Here is a 25522-nt window from a genome sequence, read left to right on the forward strand (position 1 = left end):
CCCCCTCCCCTTCAATCCCCTCCGGCAAAGCCCCCGGAAACTCTGAACTGCACCGCCTCGGCCAAATGGTCCACCTCGATTTTTTCCGCTCCGGCCAAATCCGCAATGGTGCGGGCGACTTTGAGCAGGCGATGGTGGGTGCGGGCGGAAAAGCCCAGCTTGCGACCGGCGTTCAAGAGCAGACTTCGACCGGCTTCATCCAGTTGGGTGACACGATCCAAAGCTTCCCCGATGAGGCCTGCGTTGAGCATTCCCTGACCGTTGCGGCGTAGCTGCTTCTCCCTGGCTTGGGAAACCCGTTCCCGAACCCGGCTTGAGGCTTCGCCATCGGCCATGGCCACCAGTTTTTCGTGGGGAACCGGGGGCACTTCCACATGCAGATCAATGCGATCAAGCAGAGGGCCGGAGAGCTTGGCGCGATAGTTTTCCACCCGCCCCGGATGGCAGCGGCACTCCCGATAGGGATCTCCCCGATGGCCACAGGGGCAAGGATTGCAGGCAGCAATGAGTTGAAAATCAGCGGGGAAGGCGGTGGTGCGGGCGGCCCGGGAGATGGTCACCTCCCCCGCTTCCAGAGGCTCCCGAAGCACTTCCAGCGTGTTACGACCAAATTCGGGAATTTCATCCAGAAACAACACTCCCCGGTGGGCCAAGCTCACCTCTCCCGGACGAGGCACCCCGCCGCCGCCGATGAGAGCGACCCGGGAGGCGGTGTGGTGAGGGGCGCGAAAGGGGCGGATCCCTACCAAAGGTTGACCCTGGGGGAGCTTGCCTGCGACGGAGTGAATGGCGGTTACTTCCAGGGCTTCGTCGAGAGAAAGCGTGGGCAAAATACCGGGCAGGCAGCGGGCCAGGAGGGTTTTTCCGGAGCCTGGAGGGCCGCTCATGATGAGATTGTGAGCCCCAGCCGCCACCACTTCCAGAGCCCGTTTGGCAAACTCCTGACCTTTAACCTCGGAGAGATCACGAAAAAGGGCGGTTTCTGCATCCAGCCATCCCTGCCAGTTGGTGGTGGGGACCGACTCCAAGGGGGTATCTCCCACCAGATGCTGGACCAGATCGAGGAGGGTTTTGGGGGCAATCACTGACAGGTCCGGGGTCAGAGCGGCTTCCGGGCCATTCTCTCCGGATACGATCAACTCCATTTCCCGCTTGCGGGCATAGAGGGCGGCCGGGAGGGCTCCGGGGACGGGCTTGATGCGGCCATCGAGGGCCAGCTCTCCTAAAAAAATCCGATTTTCCAACACTTCCGGAGACAAGGAACCCATGGCAGCCAAGAGCCCCAAAGCCATGGGGAGGTCGTAGCCGCTGCCCGCTTTGGGGAGGTTGGCTGGCGCCAGGTTGATGGTGACTCTTCGGGGGGGAATGCGATAGCCGGAGTTGCCCAGTGCCGCCCGCACCCGATCCTTGGCCTCTTTCACCGCCCCTTCCGGCAGCCCCACCATGTTGAGGGAGGGCAATCCCCGGCTGAGATCCACTTCCACTTCAACGGGACGCGCCGTCACCCCTTCCAACGCCACGGTATTGATGCGAGCGAGCATTATTCAGTAATCCATCACGGTAAATGTTCCAAACATAGCGCCCAAACGGTGCATAGCGTTGTTATCCTCTCTCTTCCAGGAGCATTTCAGCTGCAGTTTTATCACCTGGCAGGAAGTCCACCATACCTCTCAGGCTCTGGTTTGCCCCCAGGCCAGGTGATATTCGGTTGAATCAGCCGTTTTTTGCAGGCCTGGCTGATCGGTCTCTCTGATTAGGAACCAACTGGGCGACAGGTTTGTTGCGACGGGTGATGAGGACAGGTCACCCACCTCAGCGGCTCGGATGCATTAAGAACGCTCCGCTTTCAGTGCACCCATCAATCATTGCATGTCGGCTGTTTTCGCTCTGATCTTCCCAGCCATTCCCACCTCGATGGTAGACCCATTGAGGCGTGACGACAACATTAAGCCATCTGATGGATCAGGATATCAGATTCTTTATGCAACTTCTGCGGTCAAGTGGTCGGCGGGAGTAAAGAACTAGAGCCAAGCATTGAAGATGGGGGTGGACTAGTGGTGGCGGTTGTCTTTGAAATCAAAGTGTTGCAACTCTAATCCCATTTTTTACACTCGCACTTTTACCACTAGAGGAGATAGTTTGGAAAACAGAGCGCTTAAATGATAATATTTCTCTTGAGCATTCATTTCATCCTTACAAGAGTTCTGACACATGCTGATAAGTAACGCCAAATCTGGATATATTCGCATTGGACTTCCAGGATTCCCGCCTTCGCAAAAACGACGGCAAAAGGGCAACAGCACATGTCCAATTCAAAGATTCGAATTGCTTGAGAGCACATCTCAGGGATAGGGAGGCAAGGTTGTTGAAAGAAAGCAAAACAAAAAAGCCTCTCCGGGGAGGGAAAGGCTTTTTGTCTGCTCTTTGGTGGGTTCAGCGTTGGCGTTGGAGAGGGGTCACACCCGATAGACCAGTACCCGCTCTTCCAGCATGTCGTTCATGGCGTAGCGGACCCCTTCTCTTCCCAGGCCGGAATCCTTGAGGCCGCCGTAGGGCATGGAATCAACTCGGAATGAGGGCACGTCGTTGTGGATCACACCCCCCACTTCCAGTTGATCCATGGCGCGCATCACCGTGTTGAAATCATTCGTAAAGATGCCGCACTGCAAACCAAAGCGGGAGTCATTCACCCGATCAAAGGCTTCGTTCATGCACTCCACCGGGGTTAAGGTCACCACCGGTCCAAAGGCCTCCTCGGCATTGACCTGGCAATTTTCTTCCACCTCCTGCAACACTGTCGCATTCAAGGTGTTGCCCTGACCCACTTCGGCGATGGTATTACCGGTAACCAACTCCGCACCCAGATCCAACGCTTCCCCAATCCAGCTCTGCAAGCGATTCAAGTTGGCGGTATCGATCATCGGACCCAGTGTGGTGGACTCCTCCAGGGGGTTGCCGGGACGTAGCTGCTCCACCGCCCGCTTGAACCTGGCTCTGAACTCCCCCACCACCTCTTCGTGGAGAAAAATCCGCTGCACCGAAATACACACCTGGCCGCACTGATAAAAAGCCCCCATCACCGCCCGGGAAATCAGCCAGTCCCAATCCCGAACATCCTTATCAACAATCAGCCCGGCATTGCCCCCCAGCTCCAGCACTACCTTTTTGCGTCCCGCATCCCGCTTCATCTGCCAGCCGACATCCGGGGAACCGGTAAACGACAGCAGCTGGCTGCGGTCATCCTCCACCAGCATCTGCCCCGCTGCGCGATCACACGGCAGCACCGAAAAAGCCCCGTGAGGCCAGCCGGATTCCCGAATGATTTCCGCCAGCATCAGCGCCGTCAGTGGGGTTTTGGATGCGGGTTTCATGACCACTGGACAGCCCACTGCCATCGCCGGAGCGATCTTATGTACGGCCAGATTCAAGGGAAAATTAAAAGGGGCAATCGCCGCCACCACCCCGACGGGATAGCGCCGCACCAATGCCCGACGGCCCGCCCCCATGGAGTTGACACCCAGATCATACGCCTCCCCATAAACCCGGGTCGCCTCCCCCACCGCAATATCGAAAGTGGCTACAGCTCTCGCCACTTCCAGGCGGGATTCGGCGATGGTCTTGCCATTTTCCTGGGAGAGGGTTTTGGCAAACAGCTCCGAACGCTGGGCCAGCCGATCCCGGACATAAGCCAACGCCCCGGCCCGCTGATAGGGCTCCATCTTGCGGGTATCCCCCAACGCCACCTGGGCCGATTCCAACGCCCGATCGATCTCACTCGTGCCACATCGGGCCACCTGCTCCACCAACCCGCCGTCAAAGGGGTTGACCACATCCATGCTCTTGCCGGTTTCCACCCACTCTCCGGCCAGATAAGCGCTGCGCATCACAATTCCCCCAGCTCTAAATCCATCATCCTTCGGGTTTGTCCTTCAGGCCCGCCATGGCCGCCTCCAGCTCCGCCACACGCTTTTCCATGTTTTCCAGCTTGATGCGGGTGTTGGACAGCAGCTCCTGGGCCACCTCCAGCTCCTCCCGGGTGGCCAGATTAAAATGCTCCGCCCCCTCTTGCACCACCTCACGCACCTTGCCGACCATCTCTTCCCGGCTCTCACCGAGCTGGCTGAACACACCCAAAATGTTTTGGGTGATCTGGTCCACCACCATGTTGTCGATCTGCATCATTTCGAGGAATCTCCCACAAAAAATGAAACCAGACGGCCCCTCTCTCCAGGTCCGCCGCCGATTTACGTAGAGGACTTGGCCGCCGGTATAAAGTCCAGCCCCGCCTTGCCATAAAAATAGCCGTTACAAAACCCCTTGTCGTCGTTAAACGGCATCATCCTGGCCAGAGCCTCTTCGCCATCCACCCGGCCATCAATCCGATCCCGCCACACCCCGACAAGCTCAGCCATATGCTTGGATTGAGGAGACAAACGCACGATATCCACCCCCGTCTCCCGCATCACATCCACCTGGTCTACCAGGTTATAGACCTTTTCCGACATGGTTTCCGTGCCGTTCATCACCAGAATGGGGGAATCCTCCTGGGTTTTCACCTCCATGCCGTCGGGAAACTCCCCACACTTGTAGTGACAGTCATTTTTGGGCAGATGAAACGCCCGGGAGGTGTAGCAGCGTGCCGAAAAAGTGAGGGGCAGGCGACCATGGGCAAACACCTCAAACTCCATGACAGGCCCCCGATAGTCGTTGACCAGGGCTTTGATGGTGTGCAGCGGCAGCTCCACCGGCGGCACCAGACGATTGACCCCCACCTCAGCCAAAAAGGAGAGGGTTTCCGGATTATAGGTGGTGATATGGGGCCCCGCTACCATGGGATGCCCCTCACCTATTCCGACCGCCGCCATATCGTTGGCTTCAAATTTGAGTCCAAGCTCCCGGGCATTTTCCACCACTTTGCGGACGTTTTCGATCTCCCCATCGCTCATCACCAGACCCAGGGTCGAAAACACCACCTCCTTGCCCGAATCCTTCAACTCACCAGCCAGCTCGACCATCTCCTCCGGGGTCAGATTATAGCGCTTGGAGCAGACCACCTCCCCCAGATAGAGAATATCCGCGCTGGTCTCGTAGGCCATCTGCTTGAAAAACGTCCGAAACCCCTTTTTACCCCAGTCAAAGAGCGGGGGACCTATGGAAATTTTCATTACTGCCAATTCTCCTCATAGGTGCCCAGGGTATGGGTCGAACCCTCCGACGTCGCATTCAAAGCCCGAAGCCAGCCGCCTCGGGGCTCAAAATTTTCCGGATCCTTATAGTAGCTGTCCACCGCCTTGCGCATGATGCGGGTCGCCGTGGCTACGTAGGATTTGGTGCGCTGGCGGCCTTCGATCTTGAGAGAAACCACACCCGCTTCGATCACCTGGGGCAGCATCTCAATGATATTCAAACTGCCCGGCTCCTCCATCACGTGATAGGTCTCGCCATTGGCCTGAAAACGCCCCTTACACACCGTGGGATAAGCCGCGTCCTGATCTTTTTCGTACTGGGCAATCAGCACCCCGTTGAGACGGGTCTGGAGCTTTTCCCCTCTGTTTTCGAACCGCACCGCCCGAGCCGGTGAGCAGACCCCCTCGATGTTGGGCGACACCCCGGTGATAAAAGAGGAAAGATAACAACGCCCCTCAGCCATCACACAGAGCCCGCCAAAGGCAAACACCTCCAACTCCACATCGGTCTTGGTCTTGAGCCGTTTGATCTCCTCCACCGTCAGCACCCGGGGTAAAATCACCCGGGTGATGCCAAAATGGCGCTGGTAAAAGTTGATCGCCTCGTGGTTGCTGGCAGAGGCCTGCACCGAAAGATGAATCTTCAGGTCGGGATGTTTTTCCCGGGCATATTTCAAAAGCGCCAAATTGGCCAAAATAATGGCGTTGGCCCCCAGTTTTGAGGCCAGATCGACGGTGTTATACCAGGGGCTCGGATCATCCACCTGGGGAAAGGTGTTCAAGACAATATTGGCCTTGACCCCCTTTCGGCGGGCATATTCGATTCCCTTCTCCGCCTCCGCCTCGCTAAAATTCAGCCCCTCAAAGTTGCGGGCATTGGTAGCGTTGCGAAAACCGAAATAGACAGCATTGGCACCATTATCCACCGCAGCCTTCAGTGAAGGCAGATTGCCAGCGGGGGCCAGGACTTCCACTCTACTCATTATAGCTTCCCTAACCACATTGGGGGTGAACTCCCTCTCACAAGGCAAGAGTCTATCCTTTTCCACAAGTTCTGGCAAAACGCTGCGTCATCCCCCCGTCAACCAACCTCTGGCCAGGCCCGGGTCAGTTTGTGGGGTATTTTCAACCTGTTCAAAATCCGCCCGACTAAAAAATCGACCAGATCCGAAACCCTTGGAGCGGAAAGCTCCGCGACTCTCGGGGGATCTTGATCTGGAACAGACCCGTTTTGAGCCCCCTCCCCCCCCTGAGCCCCATGATAAAATCCAGGTGCTGCAGGCAATATCACCACCCCCAGGCGGGCCAGCTTCAGCATGTTTTCCAGATGAATCACCGAAAACGGGGTCTCTCTGGGCACCAGGATGAGATCGCCCCCCTCCTTGATGGTGACATCCGCCGCCCGCTCAATGAGATTATCGGACATTCCCCCGGCAATAGCCGCCAAAGTACCCATGGAGCAAGGGCAAACCACCATTTTACGCACGCCTCCGGAGCCGGAAGCCAAGGGGGAAAACCAATCCCGAACGCCAAAATAGCGCAACCGCCCGGCATCCACCCGGAAATAATCCGACACCTCCCGGGCAACCGCCTCATCCCCCCCCTGCCAGCTGAGACCACACTCCCGCTCCAGCACGACTCTAGCCGCCTCACTCAACAAAAAATCCACCGCCAGACCAGAATCGAGCAACACTTCCACCAGGCGCAAGCCATAAAGGGCGCCGGAGGCCCCGGTCAAAGCGACGGTGATGGGCTGCTGCTGGTCCATGGCTTGCACACCTTTCGTCCACTGACCATTTCAGCCAATGGTTCAGTCAAATAACCTCACTGGAACACCAGCTGGAAAAATCCATCCAAGAATGGGAAGCTAAGCGTTTCGTTTCAAGGGAGAGTTTCCACCGATGTCCGTTTATACCCGGGTCACCCCCGAAGATCTCACCCACTGGCTGCCCCGTTTTGATATCGGCCAGCTTCACCGCTTGGAAGGGATCTCCGATGGGGTGGTCAACACCAACTATCGGCTGTTGACCGATCAGGGGAAATATATCCTCACCCTGGTGGAAGATCCCCGGGAAGCACGCGGCCTCCCCTATTCGACCTTTTTGCTCAGCCATCTGGCCAAACGCCACATCCCCTGCCCCTTGCCAGTGGCGGATCGAAAGGGGATCGTCCTCCAGCAACTCAAAGAGCGCCCCACCCTCATCGTCACCCTGCTGCCAGGTCGCTCCCCCCAAACCCCCACCCCCCGTCAATGCCACACCCTGGGGGAAATGCTGGCCAAGCTCCATCAAGCGGGACGGGATTTTCCCAAACAGCGGCCCAATCCCATGGGAGACGGGATGTTGACCCGGATTTTTGCTCAATTGCAGCCGCTCCTGGAAAAACAGGATCCAGCAACCGCCGCCCTCCTGCAAGAGGAGATGGTGGCCATGACCAAAGAGTTTGCCGCCAAATCCCTGCCCATGGGGGTGTGTCATGCCGATCTTTTTCCCGACAACACCCTCTTCGAAGGGGACCGACTGACCGGGGTGATCGACTTTCACTACAGCTGCCAGGAGCGCTGGGTGTTGGATCTGGCCATCACCTTGAACGCCTGGTGCCTGAATGATCAGGGGGAGCCCGACCAACATCGTTTGGGGGCACTCTGGGAGGGCTACCGCACCTTACGCCCCCTGGAACCCCAGGAAATGGCAGCCCTCAATCTGGCGCTGAGAGCCGCTGCGCTGCGGTTTTCCCTCACCCGACTCAAGGATCAACTCTTTCCCAGACAAGGGGATCAAGTGACCCGCAAGCCCCCGAAAGCGTTCCTGAATCGGTTGCGGTTTCATCAAAAAACCGACCTCACAGCTTTTTTATCAAGCCACACCCGATAAAAACATCATTCCCCAGACAAGATCACCATCAAAAAAAATCAACAATCCCAGCAGCCTGCCAAGGGCCTGTCATTTTCGCCAACCTCCGTCCGATATTTATTTTGCTACCGAACGAACAAAACCCCGTAAAATGAAACTCATTCGTATATACTAAACATCAACGAACAAGAATATTTGGCGGGGGCCAAATGGCTGTTGGAGGCTTACAGATGGCTTTTCGCACATATTGGAATCATCTCCGAAGAGTGGCCCTCTCCGGTGCTGTCATCCTTGGCACCGCTACCCTGGCTGTGGTCATTGTCAAGGGGGTCAAAAACCTCTCCGACCACTTGAACCACACCTTTTGGTAAAGATTCAACCACCCCTTCCCACAAGGGCATTTCCTGATTCCCCAAAACCAGACGACCAAAAGGGGCCTTCTCCCAGGAGACAGCCCCTGTTTATTTGCAGCGTCTCATCCAGCAAATAAACCAAAGCGGCCAAGGGTGTCGGGATAAATCCTCAGACATTGAAGCGAAAATGCATCACATCCCCATCGAGGACCGGATAGTCCCGCCCCTCCAGACGCATGCGTCCCACCTCTCTGGCCCCCTGCTCCCCCTTATATTCGACAAAATCGCTGAAGGCGATCACTTCCGCCCGGATGAAGCCTTTCTGAAAATCGGTATGAATGGCTCCGGCAGCATCATAGGCGCTGGAACCCTTCTCAACGGTCCAGGCCCGGGCCTCCTTGGGTCCGGCGGTAAAAAAGGTCAACAGGCCCAACAGCTCATAAGCCGCCCGGATCAAACGATTCAAGCCTGGCTCCGACAGGGATAGATCTTCCAAAAAGGCCGCCTTCTCCTCTGCTTCCAGCTCAGCGATTTCCGCTTCGATGGAGCCACACACCACCACCACCTGGGCGCCATCCTGCTCAGCCATGGCCCGCACGGCATCGGTTAAGCGATGGTTGCCGGGAGTCTGGGCAGCACCGATCTCCTCTTCGGAAACATTACAAACATAGAGCAGGGGTTTGGCCGTCAGCAAAAACAGCTCCCCAACCACCGCCAACTCCTCAGGGCTCAACCCCAGGCGGCGGACCGGCTCTCCGTTTTGCAGGCCTGTGGCCACTTTTTCAAGCACCGGGGCTTGGAGCTTGGCCTCCTTGTCCCCAATGCGGGCTTTTTTGATCACCCCGTCGCGTTTTTTTTCCACGCTGACCAAATCCGCCAACATCAACTCGGTATCAATCACCCCGACATCCGTTTCGGGATCCACCTGGCCATGGACATGGGTGATATCCCCCCCCTCAAAACAGCGCACCACATGGGCGATAGCGTCCACCTGGCGGATATGGCCCAAAAACTGGTTCCCCAACCCCTCCCCCTTGCTGGCCCCGGCGACCAGACCGGCAATATCGAGAAACTCCATCACCGTGGGAAGAATTTTTTCGGATTTGGCAAATTTCGCCAGCAATTCCAAGCGACTGTCCGGCACCGTCACCACCCCCACATTGGGCTCGATGGTACAGAAGGGATAGTTGGCCATGGGGGCCCCCGCAGCTGTGAGGGCGTTGAAAATGGTGGACTTACCGACGTTGGGAAGACCTACGATGCCGCATTTGAGTGACATGGGATGAGTGGGATCCGTGGTGTTGGTTTGGGGATGAATTAAAAAAAACGATTATTCTGCGTATCGTTCTTAAGGGAGTGGCTCTACCTGATTAGATTAAGCTGTTGAGCTGGGGCGCATGGATACTATTTCACTGTTTCATCCCCGGCGTTGGACTGAACCTCTCCGGCTCCGACCACGCCCCCCACCCCGGATGGTTGGGTTGGGTCCCTCTCCTGGGCCTGTTTATTCTCGTTGGCGGATTTTTCAGCCTGGCTCTTTTTAAAAGCCATTTCGATCTGATTTTCGGCCTTGGGAGGTTTCACCCGATCTCTTTTTTGTTTAGGGGCCTTGGGTGTTTTTTTGCCGGTTGGAGGGTTGTAGAGCTGGTTCATCGCTCCCGGCAGGTTGCCAGCCAAAACGTGGGGCATGGCCTTGGGGAGGTCGGTCAGAGGGGGGGTCAAAAGCGTCTGCTCTTCCTGGGTCCAGTGGGAGAGCACAAATTGAGCAGGATCCATGACCGGTGGCGGGCGGCCAATGCCTAAGCGTATACGCACAAAAGCCGGGGTACCCAGATGCTGCTGGATGGACTTGAGACCGTTGTGGCCGCCATTGCCCCCGCCTACTTTCATACGCACCACGCCGCAAGCCAGATCCAGGTCATCGTGAAACACGACGACCTGGTCAGGCTCGATCTTAAAATAGCGCGCAGCCTCACCCACCGCTTGGCCAGCGAGGTTCATGTAGGTTTCGGGAAAGAGCCAATAGACCCGATGATCGCCCACGCGTCCGCTACCGAAAAGCCCCTGAAAGCGGTTGCTTCCCGCAGAGAGACCATAGGCACGGGTCACCTCCTGGAGCACATCCCAACCCAGGTTGTGACGGGTCCCCCGGTAGCGTTCACCGGGGTTTCCCAATCCCACCAGCAGATTCATGGACTATCGAGACGATTGCAGGAACTGACAAATACGTCAGGCCTCGCCACCCTCTTCGGCAGCAGGTTCAGCACCCTCAAGCACCTCTTCCTCTTCGGTCTCTTCGACTTCTTCAGCCTTGACGCCAACCACGGCGACGATGGTGAAGTTGACATCGGTGTGGACCTCGACCCCCTTGGGCAACTCGACATCCTCGATATGGATGGAATCACCGATCTCCATGCCAACCAGGGAGAGTCTGATTTCGTCGGGAATGTCACCCGCCCGGCAGCTGACTTCCAGCTCACGCCGAACCTGCTGGACCATGCCACCGATTTTGACCCCGGGACACTCCTCTTCCCCTTCCAGGATCACTGGAACGTTCACCTCGATCTGCATGTTGGGATCGAAGCGGAGAAAGTCCACATGGATCGGATTACCGGTGAGGGGGTGGACCTGCATGTCTCTAAGCAAAACCGCAGCCCGTCCCTTACCATCGATCACCAGGTTTTGACGCTGGGTACGCAGGTTGGTCCCTTCGGAAATCAAAACGCTCCTCCACTCCTTAAGCTCCAGGGAGAGGTTGCGATTGTCCCGATCACCACCATACAACACGGCTGGCAGACGACCTTCCTTGCGCAAATGGCGGGCTTTTTCCTTACCGAGCCCTTCACGTGATAGGGCTTGAATGAGTGCCATGATCTTAAACTCCTTGCTATTTTACCTACACGAACTAGACAAACAGAGAACTGACCGATTCCTCGTCGGAAATCCGCCGGATGGCTTCTCCGAGGAGATGGGAAACGGTCTGAACCTGAATTTTATCGCATGCTGCCGCACGATCCGACAGGCGAATGGTATCGGTGACAATCAGTTCCTTCAAGGCGGAAGCCTCAATGCGGTCCACGGCCGGCCCTGAGAGCACGCCGTGGGAGCAGACCGCCCGGACTGATTTTGCTCCCCGTTCCATCAGAGCATCGGCGGCTTTGGTCATGGTGCCCGCCGTATCTACCATGTCATCGACAATAATGCACTCCTTGCCGTCCACCTCACCGATGATATGCAACACTTCGGAGACGTTGGCGGAGGGGCGGCGTTTATCGATGATGGCCAGATCCATATCCAGCCGCTTGGCGTAGGAACGCGCCCGTACCACACCGCCCACATCCGGGGAGACCACAACAGACGGCCCCAACCCCATGGAACGAACGGCGTTCAAGAGGACGGGTGTGCCGTAGATGTTATCCACCGGCATGTTGAAAAATCCCTGAATCTGGCCTGCATGCAGATCCATGGTGAGCACCCTCTGCACCCCGGCAGCATCCAGCAGATCCGCTACCAGCTTGGCGGTGATGGGGGTGCGGCCTGCTTCTTTGCGATCTTGCCGGGAGTAACCATAATAGGGAATCACCGCCGTAATCCGGCCCGCCGAGGCGCGCCTCAAGGCATCCACCATGATCAGCAGTTCCATCAGGTGGTCGTTGGCCGGAGTGGAGGTGGGTTGGATGACAAAAACATCCCGCCCTCGCACATTTTCGTTAATCTGCACGAAGATTTCGCCATCGGAAAAGTGTTTGATGGTCGCACTCCCCACGGAAGCAAACAGGTGGTCGGCGATTCGGGAGGTCAGATCGGGGTTGGCCGATCCGGAAAAAATCTTGATCGTCTGGATAGACATGGCAAAGGGTTTCCGGGTGGTATGGCGAGACGTGGTGCGGAAAATACACCCGTTGCCCCATAGGCGCAAGTTCCGATTTCGTTCCCAATCTCTCTTTTATCAATCATTAGCAGATGAATTGGGTGGCAAAACAGGTTTGGCAGGTGCTTAACGGCTGCGTTTGATTTTCAGACAGAGTATCAGACAGCCCCCTCCACCACCAGAGCTACTGCGTCCGATAATCCCACCCGCTTCCTCCCGGCCCCAAGGCAGCCTGTCATCCTATCCTTATACATAAGGCATAGGCCACAACCTTACCCTCCACCACTCTTTACTTTTCAGCCCCACACCCCTCCCCACAATACCCAAGCCATCGACTCAAGCCAGCTTTTCACCATAGAGCCTCGCAGCATTTTCCCAAGTGGCCTCCTTAACCGCTTCTGGAGAAATCTCCTTGATGGCGGCGATCTCCTCAATCACCACCCGCACATGCATCGGCTCGTTGCGCTCTCCCTGCACGGGGCCCAACACGGGACTGTCGGTCTCAATCAACAGATGAGAGAGGGGCAGACGAGCCACCAGCTTGCGTTTTTGCTGGGAGTGACGAATCGATGGGGGAATCGAAAAAAACCATCCTGCCTCCACCCCGGGCAGCGCTCTGGAGGCTTTGCCGTCGAAGGCGTGGAGCTGCACCTTTTGGGCCCCTTCCTGCAACATCAAAGCGATGGCGTGGTGACCTGCCGAGCGGCTGTGGACGTTCAGGGGGAGGTTCAACTCTTTGGATAGGGCGATAAATGCTTGGAAATGTTGCCGCTGCAACGCCCGCTCGCCTTCTTCCTTGATCACCCAATAATCCAGTCCCACCTCGCCGATAGCGATGAGAGAGGCGTGGTGCTCCCGGATGAATCGAACCATTTCGGCCATCTCAGCCGAATCCAGATGGGTGGGGTAGAGCCCAGCGGCAGGGCGCAACGTCGGATGATGAGCGGCCAGTTCCAGATTACGTCTACCATCCGCCAAGGTTTCCCCTACGACAATAATCCGCTCCACCCCCGCTTCCCGGCCTCGTTTGAGCACAGCCTCCCGATCCGGGTCGAATACCGGGTCACACAAGTGGGCGTGGGTATCGGTGATGAAGGGCATGTCAGACTCTGAAAAAGAGTTTTGGCTGGTGAAAAAAGCGTTGGGTTACCCAAAAACAGGTGCGTCCAAAAAGGGATCCATCTCAAATGGGCAAAAAAATGGGCCTGGTGGGGCAAAGCCCCAGCAGACCCCCGGAGAGCATCCTTGTCCACGGGATGCACCATTCTTATCGGCAGCTTCTCTCTTTCCATGAGCACTCTTTTCAATAAATATAAAAAAATATTGGCCCGCTATGTGCTTTAATACTCCAACCAAAGGAAAAGACAGGAAAAAGGAGCAGACCATGACCCGGGACTTGCGTGCAGTTTTTGAAAAAATGGATCTCTTGAAGCGGTTTCCCAACGTCCACAGCGATATTTTGCAACACTTCGGCGTGGAAAAACCGACGGATTTTTCAAGGTTTGATGACATCCGGCTGGGGGAAGTGGTTCGGCATGTGGAAAATTGCTACCGCTGGTTTTGGCCAGTACGGCTTGCAGCGTGATGGTATAGCAGTTCTCTCTCAAAATTGGACACTCTTCCCTGACTCGTCATCCCCGCGAAGGCGGGGATCCAGGGAGCTGATGATTGCCCTCAAGGAAAAACCAAATCTTCAAGGAAGGTCGGTATTTTGCTGAAAGTGATGCAAGATTTGGAAAGGTATGCGCCAGACTCCCTGGATTCCCGCATTCGCGAGAATGACGGCAAAAATGCAACGGCATATGTCCAATTCTTGATTTGAATGGCTATAGGGCAACACCCGAGCACCCTTTAATCGGATGTATAGTGGTGGAATGTCAGCAGCTTGTTGCTTGAGATCGGTTCGGAATTACAGAATATACAGGCGGGCGGTGTCTGGATCGAAAAATGGTCAGGGCTGCCGGAAACAGATGTTCCCGACATAAGCGTGGCTTAACTCAACTCAATACATTGATTTATCAGCGTTTTTTCCTTCCATTGACCCAAAAAACCCTATTCCCTCACTCAACCCCACCCCCGAGCATCACACACCCTCAATTTGAAGAACCCACCGTTTCTTTAGGTAGCGTCACAAGGGTCTGTTCAATCAAGGAAAAAGCAGCAGCATCCATCACCCCGCCATTCTCCCCGATCTTTTGGCAAAAAGCTTCCAGAGTGCCCTTCAGATGAGAGAGGCATACTTCATAGGCTTCTATACGCTCGGCAGACTCCTCCAGGAGCGCCGCATAAAAATCCCGTTCACTGCGCAGGCTAAACAGATCGTCAAACAGCTGACCGATATCCGCAGCAGCCCCTTCCGGTTCCACTTCCCTGGGAATCATTCTTCTTCTTTTGGGGAACATCCCTTTTCTCTCCCGTATGATGAGTGCGTCGGGAGTGAAGATGCAATTTTCAAACCGGAAAAAACCTCTCCTCCAAAGAAATCAATCCGCCCATCGAAATTTCAACAGGGTCCACACCGCGATCAAACCATCGATGGGGCGGATTTTTTTTCCCTCCTCCAGGGAACGAGGCTCGTAGGCGATGGGAATTTCGATAATCTTGACACCGCTACGGATCAACTTGGCGGTCAACTCATGGTCGGTCTCAAAGCCGTGGGTACGCACGGTAAAACTTTTCACCAAATGGGCCGGATAGAGTTTGTAAGCCGTCAATAGATCTGTAATCCAGCGGCCATAGAGCAATAGACAAACCCCCGCCAACACCCAATTCATCCCCCAAGGTCCAATCCCCTGCCTGGCGTGACGTCCCGGAAACACTCCCCACCCCCGCTCCCGCATCACCCCCAAGGGCCGACTGCCATAAACCGATACCAGCCCCCCCTTCCCCAGGGCCTCCAGCATGGGCAGATAGTCGTCCGGGTCATATTCCAGATCGGCATCCTGAACCAAAAGCCACTCCCCGGTGGACTCCCGCCCCCCCCGCTGTACCGCACGACCCTTGCCCTGATTCGGCTGCTGAATCACCCGTACCCCGTCAAATCCCCGGGCCAGATCAGCGGTATCATCCTGGGAGCCGTCATCCACGACGATGATTTCCTTTTCATACCCCAGCTTTTCGGTGGGGATCCCCTGGATTTTTTCAAGCAGGGGCACGATAAACGCCGCTTCATTATAGGCTGGAACAATAATGGATAGCTTTTTCATGGTTTTTTTTCGGTAGATAAAATCAATTGGAGTCGCTGGAATCCGTCTCAACCCCTGGAACCGACCGTCAGGACTCTCCCGGACAGGCAATCAGAGTGGGGAAGCGTTGACTCTCTCCTGCAAGACTTTCTCAGCCACCTCGGCCTCCTCCCGGGTGTTGACCCCCATGGACTCCAAGCCCGCCCCAATCCGCAAGGTCATCACTCCCCCCGGCTCCTGCTCAAAAAAGGGCAGCACCTGAAGCAGATTAAACTCTCCGGTCTCCTTCCCCAGACCGATACCCGCCTCACGCCCCCGAGCCAGCACGGGAAAGAGCGCAGCCACCCTGAAAAGAAAGAGACCGCAATCATTCTCTCCCGGACCAGAGAGATGCCCCCCCTCCCCCTCCCGGACTTGATGCACCTGGAGGAGACGTTCATCCCCATCCCTCTCAAAACGAATGTAAGGGGGATCCCGCATGACGCTGGCCAAGGTCAGGGCAGCCCCTTGAACGGTATGCAGTCCGATAGCGTTTGCCAGAGTTGAAGGTGAGAGCAAAACCTGATCCCCCCACACCACCAAAGCCTGGGGGGTGGTCACCACATCCCGGGCAAGCCCCACCGCATCCCCCATACCGGTAGGCCGCTCCTGAATCACCGTGGCACCCTGCTCCCCCAGCCGCTCCTGAATCAGGGGCGCCACTTCGGCTTCCCCTTGGGAAGAGAGCACAAAAACCATTTTGCCACAGAAGGGGGTGAGCAGATCGATCAACCAGTGGAGGATAGGGCGACCCAGAAGGGGATAGAGAATTTTAGGCCGATGATATCCCAAACGGCTCCCCTCTCCCGCAGCGGGAATGATCGCGGTCCAGGCAGCTCGATCCAACCCTGCCTGCCTCACCGAATCCGCCACCTCCCCCATCTGCCAGATCCGCTTCATCGGGCTTTCCCGGCGACTCACAAACGTTTCCTGGCGACCAGCAGAGACTGGCCCATATTATAACGCAAAGGAATCCTCCCCAGACCCAGCTGATCCACCAACCGCCCCAGCCAGCCGAACACCTTGAAGTAGGCCCCGGCCCGGCGCAGCAGATAGCCCAACGCCAGGGTCTGCCAGTAGGGTCGCACCCGACTGGCTTCGAAGCCCCGGTCGTTTAAAAGCCGGGTCAAGGTTTTCGGCGTAAAATAGATCAGATGGACGCTTAAAAAAAAGGGCCACTTCCACCCCATCAACCGCCGGGCCAGTGAAGCGTCATCGGGAAAGTTGACCACCAACAATCCCCCCGGCTTGAGCAGCCCCCGGATACGTTCCAGACTCTCCCCCGGATCGGTCAGATGTTCTATCACATCCCACAGGGTGATGAGATCAAAGGTGTGGGGTTCAAAATTTTGCTCTGCCAAGACCCCAGGCCGGATGTCCAGCTGATACTGCTCCCGCCCCCACTCGGCCAACCAGCGACTGGGCTCGATCCCGACCACCTCATAACCCAAATCCGCCGCCGCCTTGGGAAAGGCTCCCCCACCACAGCCGACATCCAGCACCTTCACCCCCGAAGCTGGCTGCAAACCATGATTCCGGGCAATCGCCCCCAGGCTCCGCTTGAAGGTTTCGATGCGCTCGGGATTTTGTGCGACAAAGGTGGGATCCTCCGCGCCGGTGTAGCCCGCCAGGATAATCTCCTCATCCACCCGGGGGTTGAGATAGACCAGATCGCACCCCAAACAGCGCACCAGGGCATCCAGCAACATCTCATCAGAAGAAGCGGAGTAAAGCGCCTCCAGCCCCTCCCGGGTCAGATCAGCAGGATAAGCGGCAGGGCGCAGCTCAACAGACTCCCCCGAACCACACACCGGACAGGGAACCCGCGTCAGCCACTCTTGTTTCGCATTTTCAGCGCCAGGCAAGGCCGTTCTCCTTTATAATCGTCTACCCGAAAGGTTAGTATTCAACAGGAAGCCTCACAAGTCGAGCCATGGATGGGAAATCCACTCCAGGGACGATCAATCATCCCTGCAATCCACTTGGCCAGCCATCATCTCCCAGCCCTTTACCCAAGGCCAGGCAACCCACCATGACCGCCGTCCTGATCAACCCCAATCTGGTGATCCAGGAAAACGATCCCTTCACCACCGGCATCGTCTACATGCCCATCGGCCTGGCTCTGGTGGCAGCCACCCTCAAACAGGCCAACCACCCCCTTAAGGTCATCGACGCCTTTGGCCAAGCGCCCAAACAAGGCCGCAGGTCCGGCCCCTTTTTGATCATGGGAGCGACCATAGAGGAAATTCTCAAGCAAATCCCCGCCAAAGCCCAAGTGGTGTTTCTCTATGCCAATCAGCTGATCAACCACACCTCCCTGGTTGAAATTCTGGGGGCGATCAAAACCAACCGCCCCAAGCTCCCTCTCATCGTGCTGGAAAACACCCAGGCGGTGACCGCTTATGCCCTGGAACCGGTAGCTGAGGCACTTCTGGAAGCCGGTGCGGATTATCTATTGACCGGTGAGGGGGAGGTTGGGGCTCCTGCCATCACAGCCATCCTGATGCAGCATGGAGAAGACGAAAACGAGGATGCGCCAAGCTCGGGGCAAGCCACGACCTTGGCAGCCAAACTGGAAACCGTGCCGGGACTCATCGCCAAAGATTTTCGCACCCCCCGGGGCGCCTTTATCAGCGATCTCGACCAGCTCCCCTTCCCCGCCTGGGAACTTTTTCCCGTTGAAAACTATTGGTCCCTCCAATTTGCCCACGGCCCCCTCTCAAGCTCCCGCTATCTCCCCCTGCTCACCTCCCGGGGATGCCCCTTTCCCTGCCGATTTTGCGTGGTCCCCTTCACCAACGAACGCAAATGGCGGGCCCGCTCCCCGGAAAATGTCATGGCGGAGATGGCCCACTTTCAAAAAAGCCTGGGGGTGTCGGAATTTCACATCGAAGATCTCAACCCCACGGTGCAGGATCGCAGAACCCGGGGGATTGCCCGCGCCATCATTGATCAGGGATTGACGGTGACCTGGAAGATCGTCAGCGGCACCAAAGTGGAGTCGATCAAAAATGCGGAGAGCATCGACCTGATGGCCCAATCCGGCTGCCGTTATATCTCCATCTCCCCGGAGAGTGGCTCCCCGGAGGTGTTGAAAAAGATGGCCAAGCCCTTCAACCTCGACCATGCGGTCAACATGATCAAACGGATGAACCAGACAGGCATCCGTTCCCAGGCCTGCTTTGTGTTGGGTTTTCCGGGAGAAACAGAGAAGGATTTGGAGATGACCCGCCAGCGGGCTCTGGAGATGACCCGGGGAGGGGTGGATGAGATCGCCCTTTTTATCATCACCCCGGTACCAGGATCAGAACTGTTTGACTCCTTCGAAGGGTACGGCTCCCTCTCGGAGCTTAATTTTACCCCCTCCTGGCGGGAAGATTATGAACAGCTCGCCCGCTTTCGCCTGAACCTCTATCGGCGTTTTTTATTCACCAAGCTCCTTTACCATCCCGGCAAAATCATACGCCAAAGCTGGAATTTTTTCCGACGCTCCTTCGAAACCAAAATGGAGATGGTGCCCTTCAAGGCGCTGGTGTGGAAATGGGTAGGCAGATCGGTCAAGGATTAGGGTCAGATCATCGTGTGAAGCCAAAATCTATTCGTTTGGCTTCCAGAAACCGTGGCGAATGAGGGAAAAGAGGGTGCTGAAACCGTCGCCTACCGTGGTCTTTTTGCCTTCGGCCTTGGTGCGGGGGTGGTATTGGACCGGCACTTCCAGGACAAACTCTCCCAATCGACTCACCTTGGCGATAATCTCCCCCTCCAGATCCACACCGGAAGAGACCAGATTCATCGATCTCAACAACGCCCGATCAAACCCCTTCAGAGTGGAAAAGGGGTCGCTCACATAGCGGTTGTAGAGCAGCAGGGAAAGAATGGAGATGGACATCCCCCCATATTTACTTAAAAAGTGCGCCAAACGGCGGTTGCCGTAGATGTGGCGGATGCGCTGACTCAGGTTGACACACTTGATGGCCCGACTGCCAAACACCACCCGATAGCGGTTTTGAATGATGGGCTCCACCACCAGGGCCAGATCCCCAGCCTGATACTCCCCATCAGAGGGAAAGATCACCACCACATTCCCCCGGGCCTTGGCAAGCCCCATTCTGATCGCCTCCCCCCGCCCCTGCCGACCCGCTTCCAAGACATAAACCCGGACAAATTTTTCTTCCCTGGCAATGGCCAGGGTTTCATCACTGGAGCCGCCATCCACCACAATCAGCTCCTTGGCGACATCATAACCGCTCAAATCCAGGCGATTCAGATCTTCCAACACCCGGCCAATGGTGGCGGCTTCGTTCAGAGCCGGAACCACGATGGAAACCATGTGCCGATAGGGATGAATCTTCACCTCCACCAGCCGCTGGGCCAAGGGGAGCAGCTGATCCACCAACTGGCCGCCGTGATGCCGCCCGCTGCCCATCTCCCAATCTCCAGCCGTGACCGCTTCCGGATCAAGCCCCATGCGACCGATATCGAAAGGCACATAACTGCCGGAGCGCTCCCGATTCAGCTCCCCCTGATCCGGCTCCTGCACCAAAACCCGGGTGGTGAGGCTCGCCATCTGACAGTCGATGGCCCCCTTGCGGGACATATAATAGTGAAAAGCCTGTAACAACCCCTGAACCGACAGGTTGGGGATGTCGTGATCATGGAGAATATTGGCGACAAACACCTTTTCAGCGGTTTCGTTGCCGGTGATCGCCTCGGTCATGCCCTGGGTGAGGTAGGAAGGGAGCAGAGAGGAGTGTTGGGTGCCGGGGCCATAGATGATCAGATCAGCATCAGCGATGGCTTCGATAGCCCCAGCATCAGCCTTGGGCAGACTCTCCCTGGTGGCCAGGAAAGCACGCCGCGCCTCAGGAGGGAGAGCCCCCAGTTGCTTCAGCTCCTCAGGGGTCAAATAATCCGGCAGCAAAAAAATTTCCTGGATGGATACACTATCCTGGGGAGCCACAATGGCCGATTCATCGACTAGAAAGCGCCCGTCAGCTTTGAGGGCCACCAATACCCGGTTTGCCCCATCGGTGATGTTGAGCACCCGCCCCCGGCAGGCTGAAAATTGGGCAAAATGGTCGATGGCCTGGTTGAAATTTTTCCCTTCAGCCAGATAACAGCCGGAAAAAAGAATATTGCCTACCGAACAATCCCCATAATCAAAAGAGATCCCCTCCTTCAATCGGGCCTCTTCATACGCCAGAAAGGCTCGACAATAGTCCCCCATCACCGCCATCTGGCCCATGGTGAGATCCCGGCAAGCCTCAGCCAGAAATGGATCCGAAGGAAACCCCATCCCCTTGGCCACAGGCACCAGACTTCCCAAAGCCTGCTCACGGGAGGTGCCATCCGGAAAACGAAAGTCGAGAAATCTTTTCAGTGCGCCATGACAGCTTTCCGTCACGGGCATCAGAGTGGAGATGTTTTTGCGAACGTCGGAAGGCCCCAGCATGCCCGGGATAAACCCCCGGAGCCGGCCGGTGGAGAGGCCATCGTCATAGGCGTTGACGATGACGGTCAGATGGATCTGGGAGTGGCGGATCAGCGCAGGTGAGAGGGAAGCGGTCCCCCGACCACCGCTGAAGAGGACCACTGCAATCTGTTTTTCACTCCCCATGGCAGCCCCCGGCAGCGGTCAAAGACCTCCCCCTGGCCCGACCCCTTTCGGATTCCAAGCCCCACATGAAGGAGATGGTTGGCAAAAACCTTATTTGCGTTTTCGATCCAACAGACCTTTAATTCCCAGCCCACTCTTGCCACTGGCAGGCTTTTTAGCCGCTTTTTTGGTGGCTGCGGCCGGGGCTTTTCCGCTGGCCGGTTTGGTGGTTGCAGTGGCTTTTTTGGCAGCCGGTTTTTTGGAGCCGAGGAGATTATTAAGCCACGCCCCTTTTTTGGCCGCTTTTTTCCCCGACTTGCCCTCAGCCTTATATTTGGACTTGCTGGGATCATCCCGATTGGAGCGAAATTTGAGATTGTGCCCCATATCCATAGGGCCCATGTCCCGAGCCTTCTGGGAAAGATATTTTTGTTGTAGACGGGTCACCGACTGACCGATGATGGATTCGATCCGGCGATTTTGCAGGTCAAACTGCACGCAGCAGACGGTATCCTTCAAGCGACACTGACGCTGGGCGGCGATTTTGGGATTGACCGGATAGTGGCGCCGCACGAAGGCATCTACCTGAACTTCATCTTCACCGGGAATTCCCAGAGTCAGTTGCAGAGTCATCCCCAAGGGAAAATCCTTGTCATTGATTTCATGACAGAAAGCGAGCCCCCCGGCACCGACATCGTAGACCGAAGGTTTGAAAGCTTTGATTCCCTGGCCCTTGACCGTCAAGGTGACATTGAGAAAGTGGCGCACCAACACCCGGAAATAGCGCCGTTTTTCAACCAACCGCAGTTTCGTGGGATAGGAGAGGAGTAACGCTTTATCCCCTCGGATCTGAATGGCTTTTTGAAAGGAAACTTCCCCTTCCACAGCATTGTTGCCTTGAAAAAAGCGAATCATCAGCTCCGGATCGGCACTATCCATCAGTTCCTGATTACCGGTTTCAGGGGTCAGGCTATCGAGTACCAGGCGATCCCGGCTGGCCAGATAACTGAAAGGTTCATAGGGCACCGCCTCTTTATAGGTGGTATTGCCCTCCTCGTCGCTCTCCTCCACCAGCTCAGGCAGGTGATCGGTCATGGTGGTGTGGTAAAGCCGAACCCGCTCTCCCAACTCCACCTCAACCCGCACCCCCTCCTCCAGACAATATCTTAACAGGGTCTCGATTTTTTCCCCGTTGGTGACGATCTCTTCGTGCTCTTTCACCCGGTCCATGTCGGCCATCACCCTACTCCTCAAACTCCAATGGGAAGTGAAACTTTCCCCATGTCTTCAAAAAACAGCCGACAGGATTGTCTGTCGGATCTGCCGCAGTATCATGGTGACTGAACCGGCATGCACACCTCGCGCCATAACCCCGTCACCTTCGAATACCCTGCCGCGCTCCCACCGAACCATACATTGAGCCCGGCTTGCAACAAACCGCCTCCCTACAAAAACCAAAATCGGCCAATCACCACAAACCCTTTAGCTTTTTTAACGCTATCCAGCTCAGCAAGAGGCTTTGCACCAAAGCCGAACCCGAAGACCACACCTCCTCCAAACCAAAACATAAAACCCCTGCATTTCTTCCTTGATAAGGCGGTTTCATTATTTTTTTGATTGCGCCCGTTTTTCCATCATTTTTTTCAGGTCGGCGAAAGGATTATGGGTACTCACCTCCGGTTCGTCAGCATCCTCCACCACCGACCCTCTTTGCAAGTGTTCCACATAACGGGCATGCTCGTTATCGTGGCAATAAACACACAGATTTTCCCAATTGCTGCCATCGGGGGGATTATTGTCGTGGTTGTGGTCCTTATGATGGACCGTAAGCTCCTGAAGATTTTCACGGGTAAATCCCCGACCGCAACGGGCACAAACCCATGGATGAATTTTCAGGGAACGATCCCGATAGCCATCCTGCCGCACATCCCGCCCCTGGCGCGCCATGGAAACGATCTCTTCCAGCTTGCCAGCCCGGTTTTGGCCGGAACCGGAAACCTTGCGGCTCATTTTGTTTTGAGTCATTGCCTTATCCTCCCCCTGACTGCCAATTTAATACCTTACCCCTGTGGTCATAGTGGTTTGGTCACACCATTGAACCCAAAATCCGACAGTTGGACATGCACACAATCTGCAGCCTCTTGATCCATCAAGCAAATCGGGAAAAAGCCTCACGACCAGTCAGGTCACTATGATTTTTCCCGATTTACTAGTACGAACCAATAGGCGACAGCCGCCGCACACGCCCAACCGCCGAATCCAGGTTGAATCAGAGGCACGAACCCAGTAGCCAAAACGCCATCGGACAACAACATGGTTCAGCAAGGCTCATACTGGCCAGGAAGAAAAAAAAATTCAACCCTCAACCGGCTCTGAAGCCCTTCTGAGGATGATTCCTCTTCCGCGAAAACGCCATCATTCAGAAAAAAATTCTCCTTGACAGGAATTATTTTTGAAAAATGTTGTCAATATCCGGTAACAAGGGGAGGATAATGAGACTTCTATACTTTCCCAAGGAGATGGAAAGGCTGCCTCAGGATAAAATCACCCCAAATAGTGCTATTGGACTCATGAATGACTCGCTTTTGAACCAATCTGTAAGACCGCCTTCGAAAAAACCTTAAAAGATCCAAGCGCCTCTCACCCAGAAAAAATATTTGTTTTACAGACGCCCCAAGAACCCACAGCTATCATAATAGAGTTATGTAACACGCTGGAATATTTAACATTTACAAACAAACCCCCGATAAATTATTATTTGTAAACCAGCTTCCCGGGGCTGGCTTGGCATACAGTACGATCAGTTCCGGTTTCACGTTAAGTATGCGAGCTCAAACCGCCCCTGGTCGCGGGTGTTAAGTCCGATTCATCTGACTCCATCCATGATAGCGTGGGTCGCCTTCCCAACAAACCGGAGACATCGTCCCCTTTAGTCATTATGTTTTTTTTGATATAAATCCAATTTGAGCTATTTTAATCACCCAGCAAAGCACCTAAAATAAACAATTTGTTTTGGTACAGGGCCACCGGATCGTATATTATAACGGCAACCAAATCGTGATACAGAACCATGAGCAGTACCCTGGCACGAGCAGCACCCTGGCCCTTGAGTTAAACTCTTTTGGATCACAGAGAAAGACTTCGAGATGAACCTAGGCGACCGAATTCAAATAGCCCGGAAAGCAGCCGGGCTTACCCAAAAAGAGCTTGCGGACCGGGTTGGAATCAGTCAAACCGCTGTCCACAAGCTGGAATGTGGGCGTTCCAAGTCCTCCCGAAAAACCGTCACCATCGCATTAACCTGCGGTGTGGATCCTGTCTGGCTGGAAACCGGACACGGCGAGATGTCTCTCAGCCCAGCGGGCGTAACACCACAAGATACCGCAACACGCGGTGTTTCCGACAGCGACCGGCCCTATCCCACCCGAGGATATCTGGTCACAAGACTCCCCCTTCTCTCCTGGATTGAAGCCAGCTCCCAAGGAGCCCCTCAAGACCAGGTGGGTGACGAAAGAACCTGGGTCTCCCTGGGTCAGGATGTCAACCAAAAGGCCTTTGCCCTCCAGGTATCCGGAGACTCCATGGCCACCGAATTTACCGATGGCGATATCATCGTCGTGGATCCCGATGCCAGAGCCGAAAACAATCACTTCGTTGTCGCCCGCCTCATCGGTGAAGACAAAGCCACCTTCAAACAGCTCATTATCGATGGTGGCCGGCAATATCTGAAACCGCTTAACAGCCGCTACCCCATCATCGAAATAGACAACCGGGCCACCATCTGTGGCGTGGTCGTCTGCAAATACAAAGAATACTGACCTTCACGCAAGCAAAATTCCCCCTGGAGAGTGGGGTCAGGTCTGTCCGTTGAATTGATCTGACCCCCACTTCCCTTGGGAAAAATCCGTCTTCCTATTCCACTTTTCTCTTATTTCCCCAAGCTTTTTCATCTTTACCCCTTCTCTGTCCGGACAACTCTCCTCCCATGATGCTCTCCCTTCCCAAAGGAGTAGTGGCATATCCCGCCCTCCTTTCTGAAACCCCCTGTTCCAAATAGGTTCCAAATAGATAAGCAGTAGTCTACAATCATGGGCATCTGGTTGGTTTAGTACACTCCAATAATAAGACTGCCTGTAGCCATGTTTTCTTTTAAAACTATTTTTAAAATGGGTGGCAAAAAAAAATCATCCGGGCCAAATGCCGGAGAGCAGGATTCTGTCACGCCAACGCCAACCACTCCAAGCCCCATCCCTTGTGATCCAACCAAACCAACTCCAGCCACCCCGAAACCCACACCTCCCGATCCGGCAAGCGACCGGTCTCCAACCCCTCCAGCATTACCCAACACACTCAATGATCGCATTCTTCTGGCTCGACAGCAGGCTGGACTCAATCAGGAAGAGTTGGCCGGACAGAGAAGGGGTAAAGATGAAAAAGCTT

The 25522-nt window shown here is 55.6% G+C and carries 23 protein-coding genes; 5 read left to right on the forward strand and 18 right to left on the reverse strand.

The features are described from left to right. Positions 1-11: 11 nt before the first annotated feature. From HQL52_07425 to HQL52_07450, 6 genes are all read right to left on the reverse strand, one after another. Positions 12-1541 (reverse strand): YifB family Mg chelatase-like AAA ATPase, encoded by a 1530-nt coding sequence (locus HQL52_07425; protein ID MBF0369267.1) that lies wholly within the window; start codon positions 1539-1541, stop codon positions 12-14. Positions 1542-2456: 915 nt separating this feature from the next. After that, the gene (locus HQL52_07430) at positions 2457-3884 is read right to left on the reverse strand and encodes an aldehyde dehydrogenase family protein (protein MBF0369268.1); all 1428 of its coding nucleotides are present in this window, start codon (positions 3882-3884) and stop codon (positions 2457-2459) included. Positions 3885-3909: 25 nt separating this feature from the next. Further along, complete coding sequence (locus tag HQL52_07435; protein ID MBF0369269.1) at positions 3910-4182, reverse strand: accessory factor UbiK family protein; 273 nt, start codon at positions 4180-4182, stop codon at positions 3910-3912. A 62-nt stretch (positions 4183-4244) separates the two neighbouring features. Continuing rightward, complete coding sequence (locus HQL52_07440; protein MBF0369270.1) at positions 4245-5165, reverse strand: U32 family peptidase; 921 nt, start codon at positions 5163-5165, stop codon at positions 4245-4247. Continuing rightward, entirely contained in the window at positions 5165-6169 is a 1005-nt protein-coding gene (locus HQL52_07445) for a U32 family peptidase (protein MBF0369271.1), read from the reverse strand. Before HQL52_07445 ends, HQL52_07440 begins: the two co-directional genes overlap by 1 nt. Before the next feature lie 98 nt (positions 6170-6267). Further along, complete coding sequence (locus HQL52_07450; GenBank protein MBF0369272.1) at positions 6268-6954, reverse strand: UbiX family flavin prenyltransferase; 687 nt, start codon at positions 6952-6954, stop codon at positions 6268-6270. A gap of 133 nt (positions 6955-7087) precedes the next feature. Here HQL52_07450 and HQL52_07455 point away from each other — a divergent pair, with 133 nt between their 5' ends. Both HQL52_07455 and HQL52_07460 read left to right on the forward strand, forming a co-directional pair. Continuing rightward, a complete protein-coding gene (locus tag HQL52_07455) occupies positions 7088-8059 on the forward strand; it encodes a homoserine kinase (GenBank protein ID MBF0369273.1) in 972 nt (323 codons plus the stop codon). Positions 8060-8268: 209 nt separating this feature from the next. Then, entirely contained in the window at positions 8269-8409 is a 141-nt protein-coding gene (locus tag HQL52_07460) for a hypothetical protein (protein MBF0369274.1), read from the forward strand. 151 nt (positions 8410-8560) lie between these two features. On the opposite strand, the gene ychF is transcribed toward HQL52_07460, so the two are convergent. The 5 genes from ychF to HQL52_07485 form a co-directional block, all read right to left on the reverse strand. Next, positions 8561-9670: a redox-regulated ATPase YchF gene (gene ychF, locus HQL52_07465; GenBank protein MBF0369275.1), complete on the reverse strand. Its 1110-nt coding sequence runs from the start codon at positions 9668-9670 to the stop codon at positions 8561-8563. Between the two features lie 125 nt (positions 9671-9795). Beyond that, complete coding sequence (locus HQL52_07470; protein ID MBF0369276.1) at positions 9796-10584, reverse strand: aminoacyl-tRNA hydrolase; 789 nt, start codon at positions 10582-10584, stop codon at positions 9796-9798. Positions 10585-10620: 36 nt separating this feature from the next. Beyond that, positions 10621-11262 (reverse strand): 50S ribosomal protein L25/general stress protein Ctc, encoded by a 642-nt coding sequence (locus HQL52_07475; protein ID MBF0369277.1) that lies wholly within the window; start codon positions 11260-11262, stop codon positions 10621-10623. A 34-nt stretch (positions 11263-11296) separates the two neighbouring features. Beyond that, positions 11297-12235: a ribose-phosphate pyrophosphokinase gene (locus HQL52_07480; protein ID MBF0369278.1), complete on the reverse strand. Its 939-nt coding sequence runs from the start codon at positions 12233-12235 to the stop codon at positions 11297-11299. Between the two features lie 363 nt (positions 12236-12598). Next, entirely contained in the window at positions 12599-13363 is a 765-nt protein-coding gene (locus HQL52_07485; protein MBF0369279.1) for a TatD family hydrolase, read from the reverse strand. A gap of 283 nt (positions 13364-13646) precedes the next feature. On the opposite strand from HQL52_07485, the gene HQL52_07490 reads away from it, so the two are divergent. Then, positions 13647-13847 carry a hypothetical protein gene (locus HQL52_07490; protein ID MBF0369280.1) on the forward strand — a complete coding sequence of 67 codons (201 nt, stop codon included), beginning with the start codon at positions 13647-13649 and terminating at the stop codon, positions 13845-13847. 508 nt (positions 13848-14355) lie between these two features. On the opposite strand, the gene HQL52_07495 is transcribed toward HQL52_07490, so the two are convergent. From HQL52_07495 to HQL52_07510, 4 genes are all read right to left on the reverse strand, one after another. After that, the gene (locus HQL52_07495) at positions 14356-14664 is read right to left on the reverse strand and encodes a hypothetical protein (GenBank protein ID MBF0369281.1); all 309 of its coding nucleotides are present in this window, start codon (positions 14662-14664) and stop codon (positions 14356-14358) included. Between the two features lie 81 nt (positions 14665-14745). Beyond that, positions 14746-15468: a glycosyltransferase family 2 protein gene (locus tag HQL52_07500; protein ID MBF0369282.1), complete on the reverse strand. Its 723-nt coding sequence runs from the start codon at positions 15466-15468 to the stop codon at positions 14746-14748. A 90-nt stretch (positions 15469-15558) separates the two neighbouring features. Continuing rightward, complete coding sequence (locus HQL52_07505; protein MBF0369283.1) at positions 15559-16386, reverse strand: NTP transferase domain-containing protein; 828 nt, start codon at positions 16384-16386, stop codon at positions 15559-15561. Positions 16387-16403: 17 nt separating this feature from the next. Further along, complete coding sequence (locus HQL52_07510) at positions 16404-17351, reverse strand: class I SAM-dependent methyltransferase (GenBank protein ID MBF0369284.1); 948 nt, start codon at positions 17349-17351, stop codon at positions 16404-16406. Positions 17352-17518: 167 nt separating this feature from the next. Here HQL52_07510 and HQL52_07515 point away from each other — a divergent pair, with 167 nt between their 5' ends. After that, entirely contained in the window at positions 17519-19054 is a 1536-nt protein-coding gene (locus HQL52_07515) for a B12-binding domain-containing radical SAM protein (protein MBF0369285.1), read from the forward strand. 27 nt (positions 19055-19081) lie between these two features. Here the strand turns inward: HQL52_07515 and HQL52_07520 are convergent, their stop codons facing one another. The 3 genes from HQL52_07520 to HQL52_07530 form a co-directional block, all read right to left on the reverse strand. Then, positions 19082-21103 carry a YvcK family protein gene (locus HQL52_07520; GenBank protein MBF0369286.1) on the reverse strand — a complete coding sequence of 674 codons (2022 nt, stop codon included), beginning with the start codon at positions 21101-21103 and terminating at the stop codon, positions 19082-19084. 90 nt (positions 21104-21193) lie between these two features. Next, on the reverse strand, positions 21194-22321 hold the full coding sequence (locus HQL52_07525; GenBank protein MBF0369287.1) for a hypothetical protein: 1128 nt from the start codon (positions 22319-22321) through the stop codon (positions 21194-21196). 366 nt (positions 22322-22687) lie between these two features. Beyond that, positions 22688-23092, reverse strand: a complete 405-nt coding sequence (locus HQL52_07530) for an HNH nuclease family protein (protein ID MBF0369288.1) — start codon at positions 23090-23092, stop codon at positions 22688-22690. 1136 nt (positions 23093-24228) lie between these two features. Here HQL52_07530 and HQL52_07535 point away from each other — a divergent pair. Beyond that, a complete protein-coding gene (locus tag HQL52_07535; protein MBF0369289.1) occupies positions 24229-24900 on the forward strand; it encodes a helix-turn-helix domain-containing protein in 672 nt (223 codons plus the stop codon). The last annotated feature ends 622 nt before the right edge of the window (positions 24901-25522 follow it).

The organism is Magnetococcales bacterium (assembly GCA_015232395.1).
GTDB lineage: Bacteria > Pseudomonadota > Magnetococcia > Magnetococcales > JADFZT01 > JADFZT01.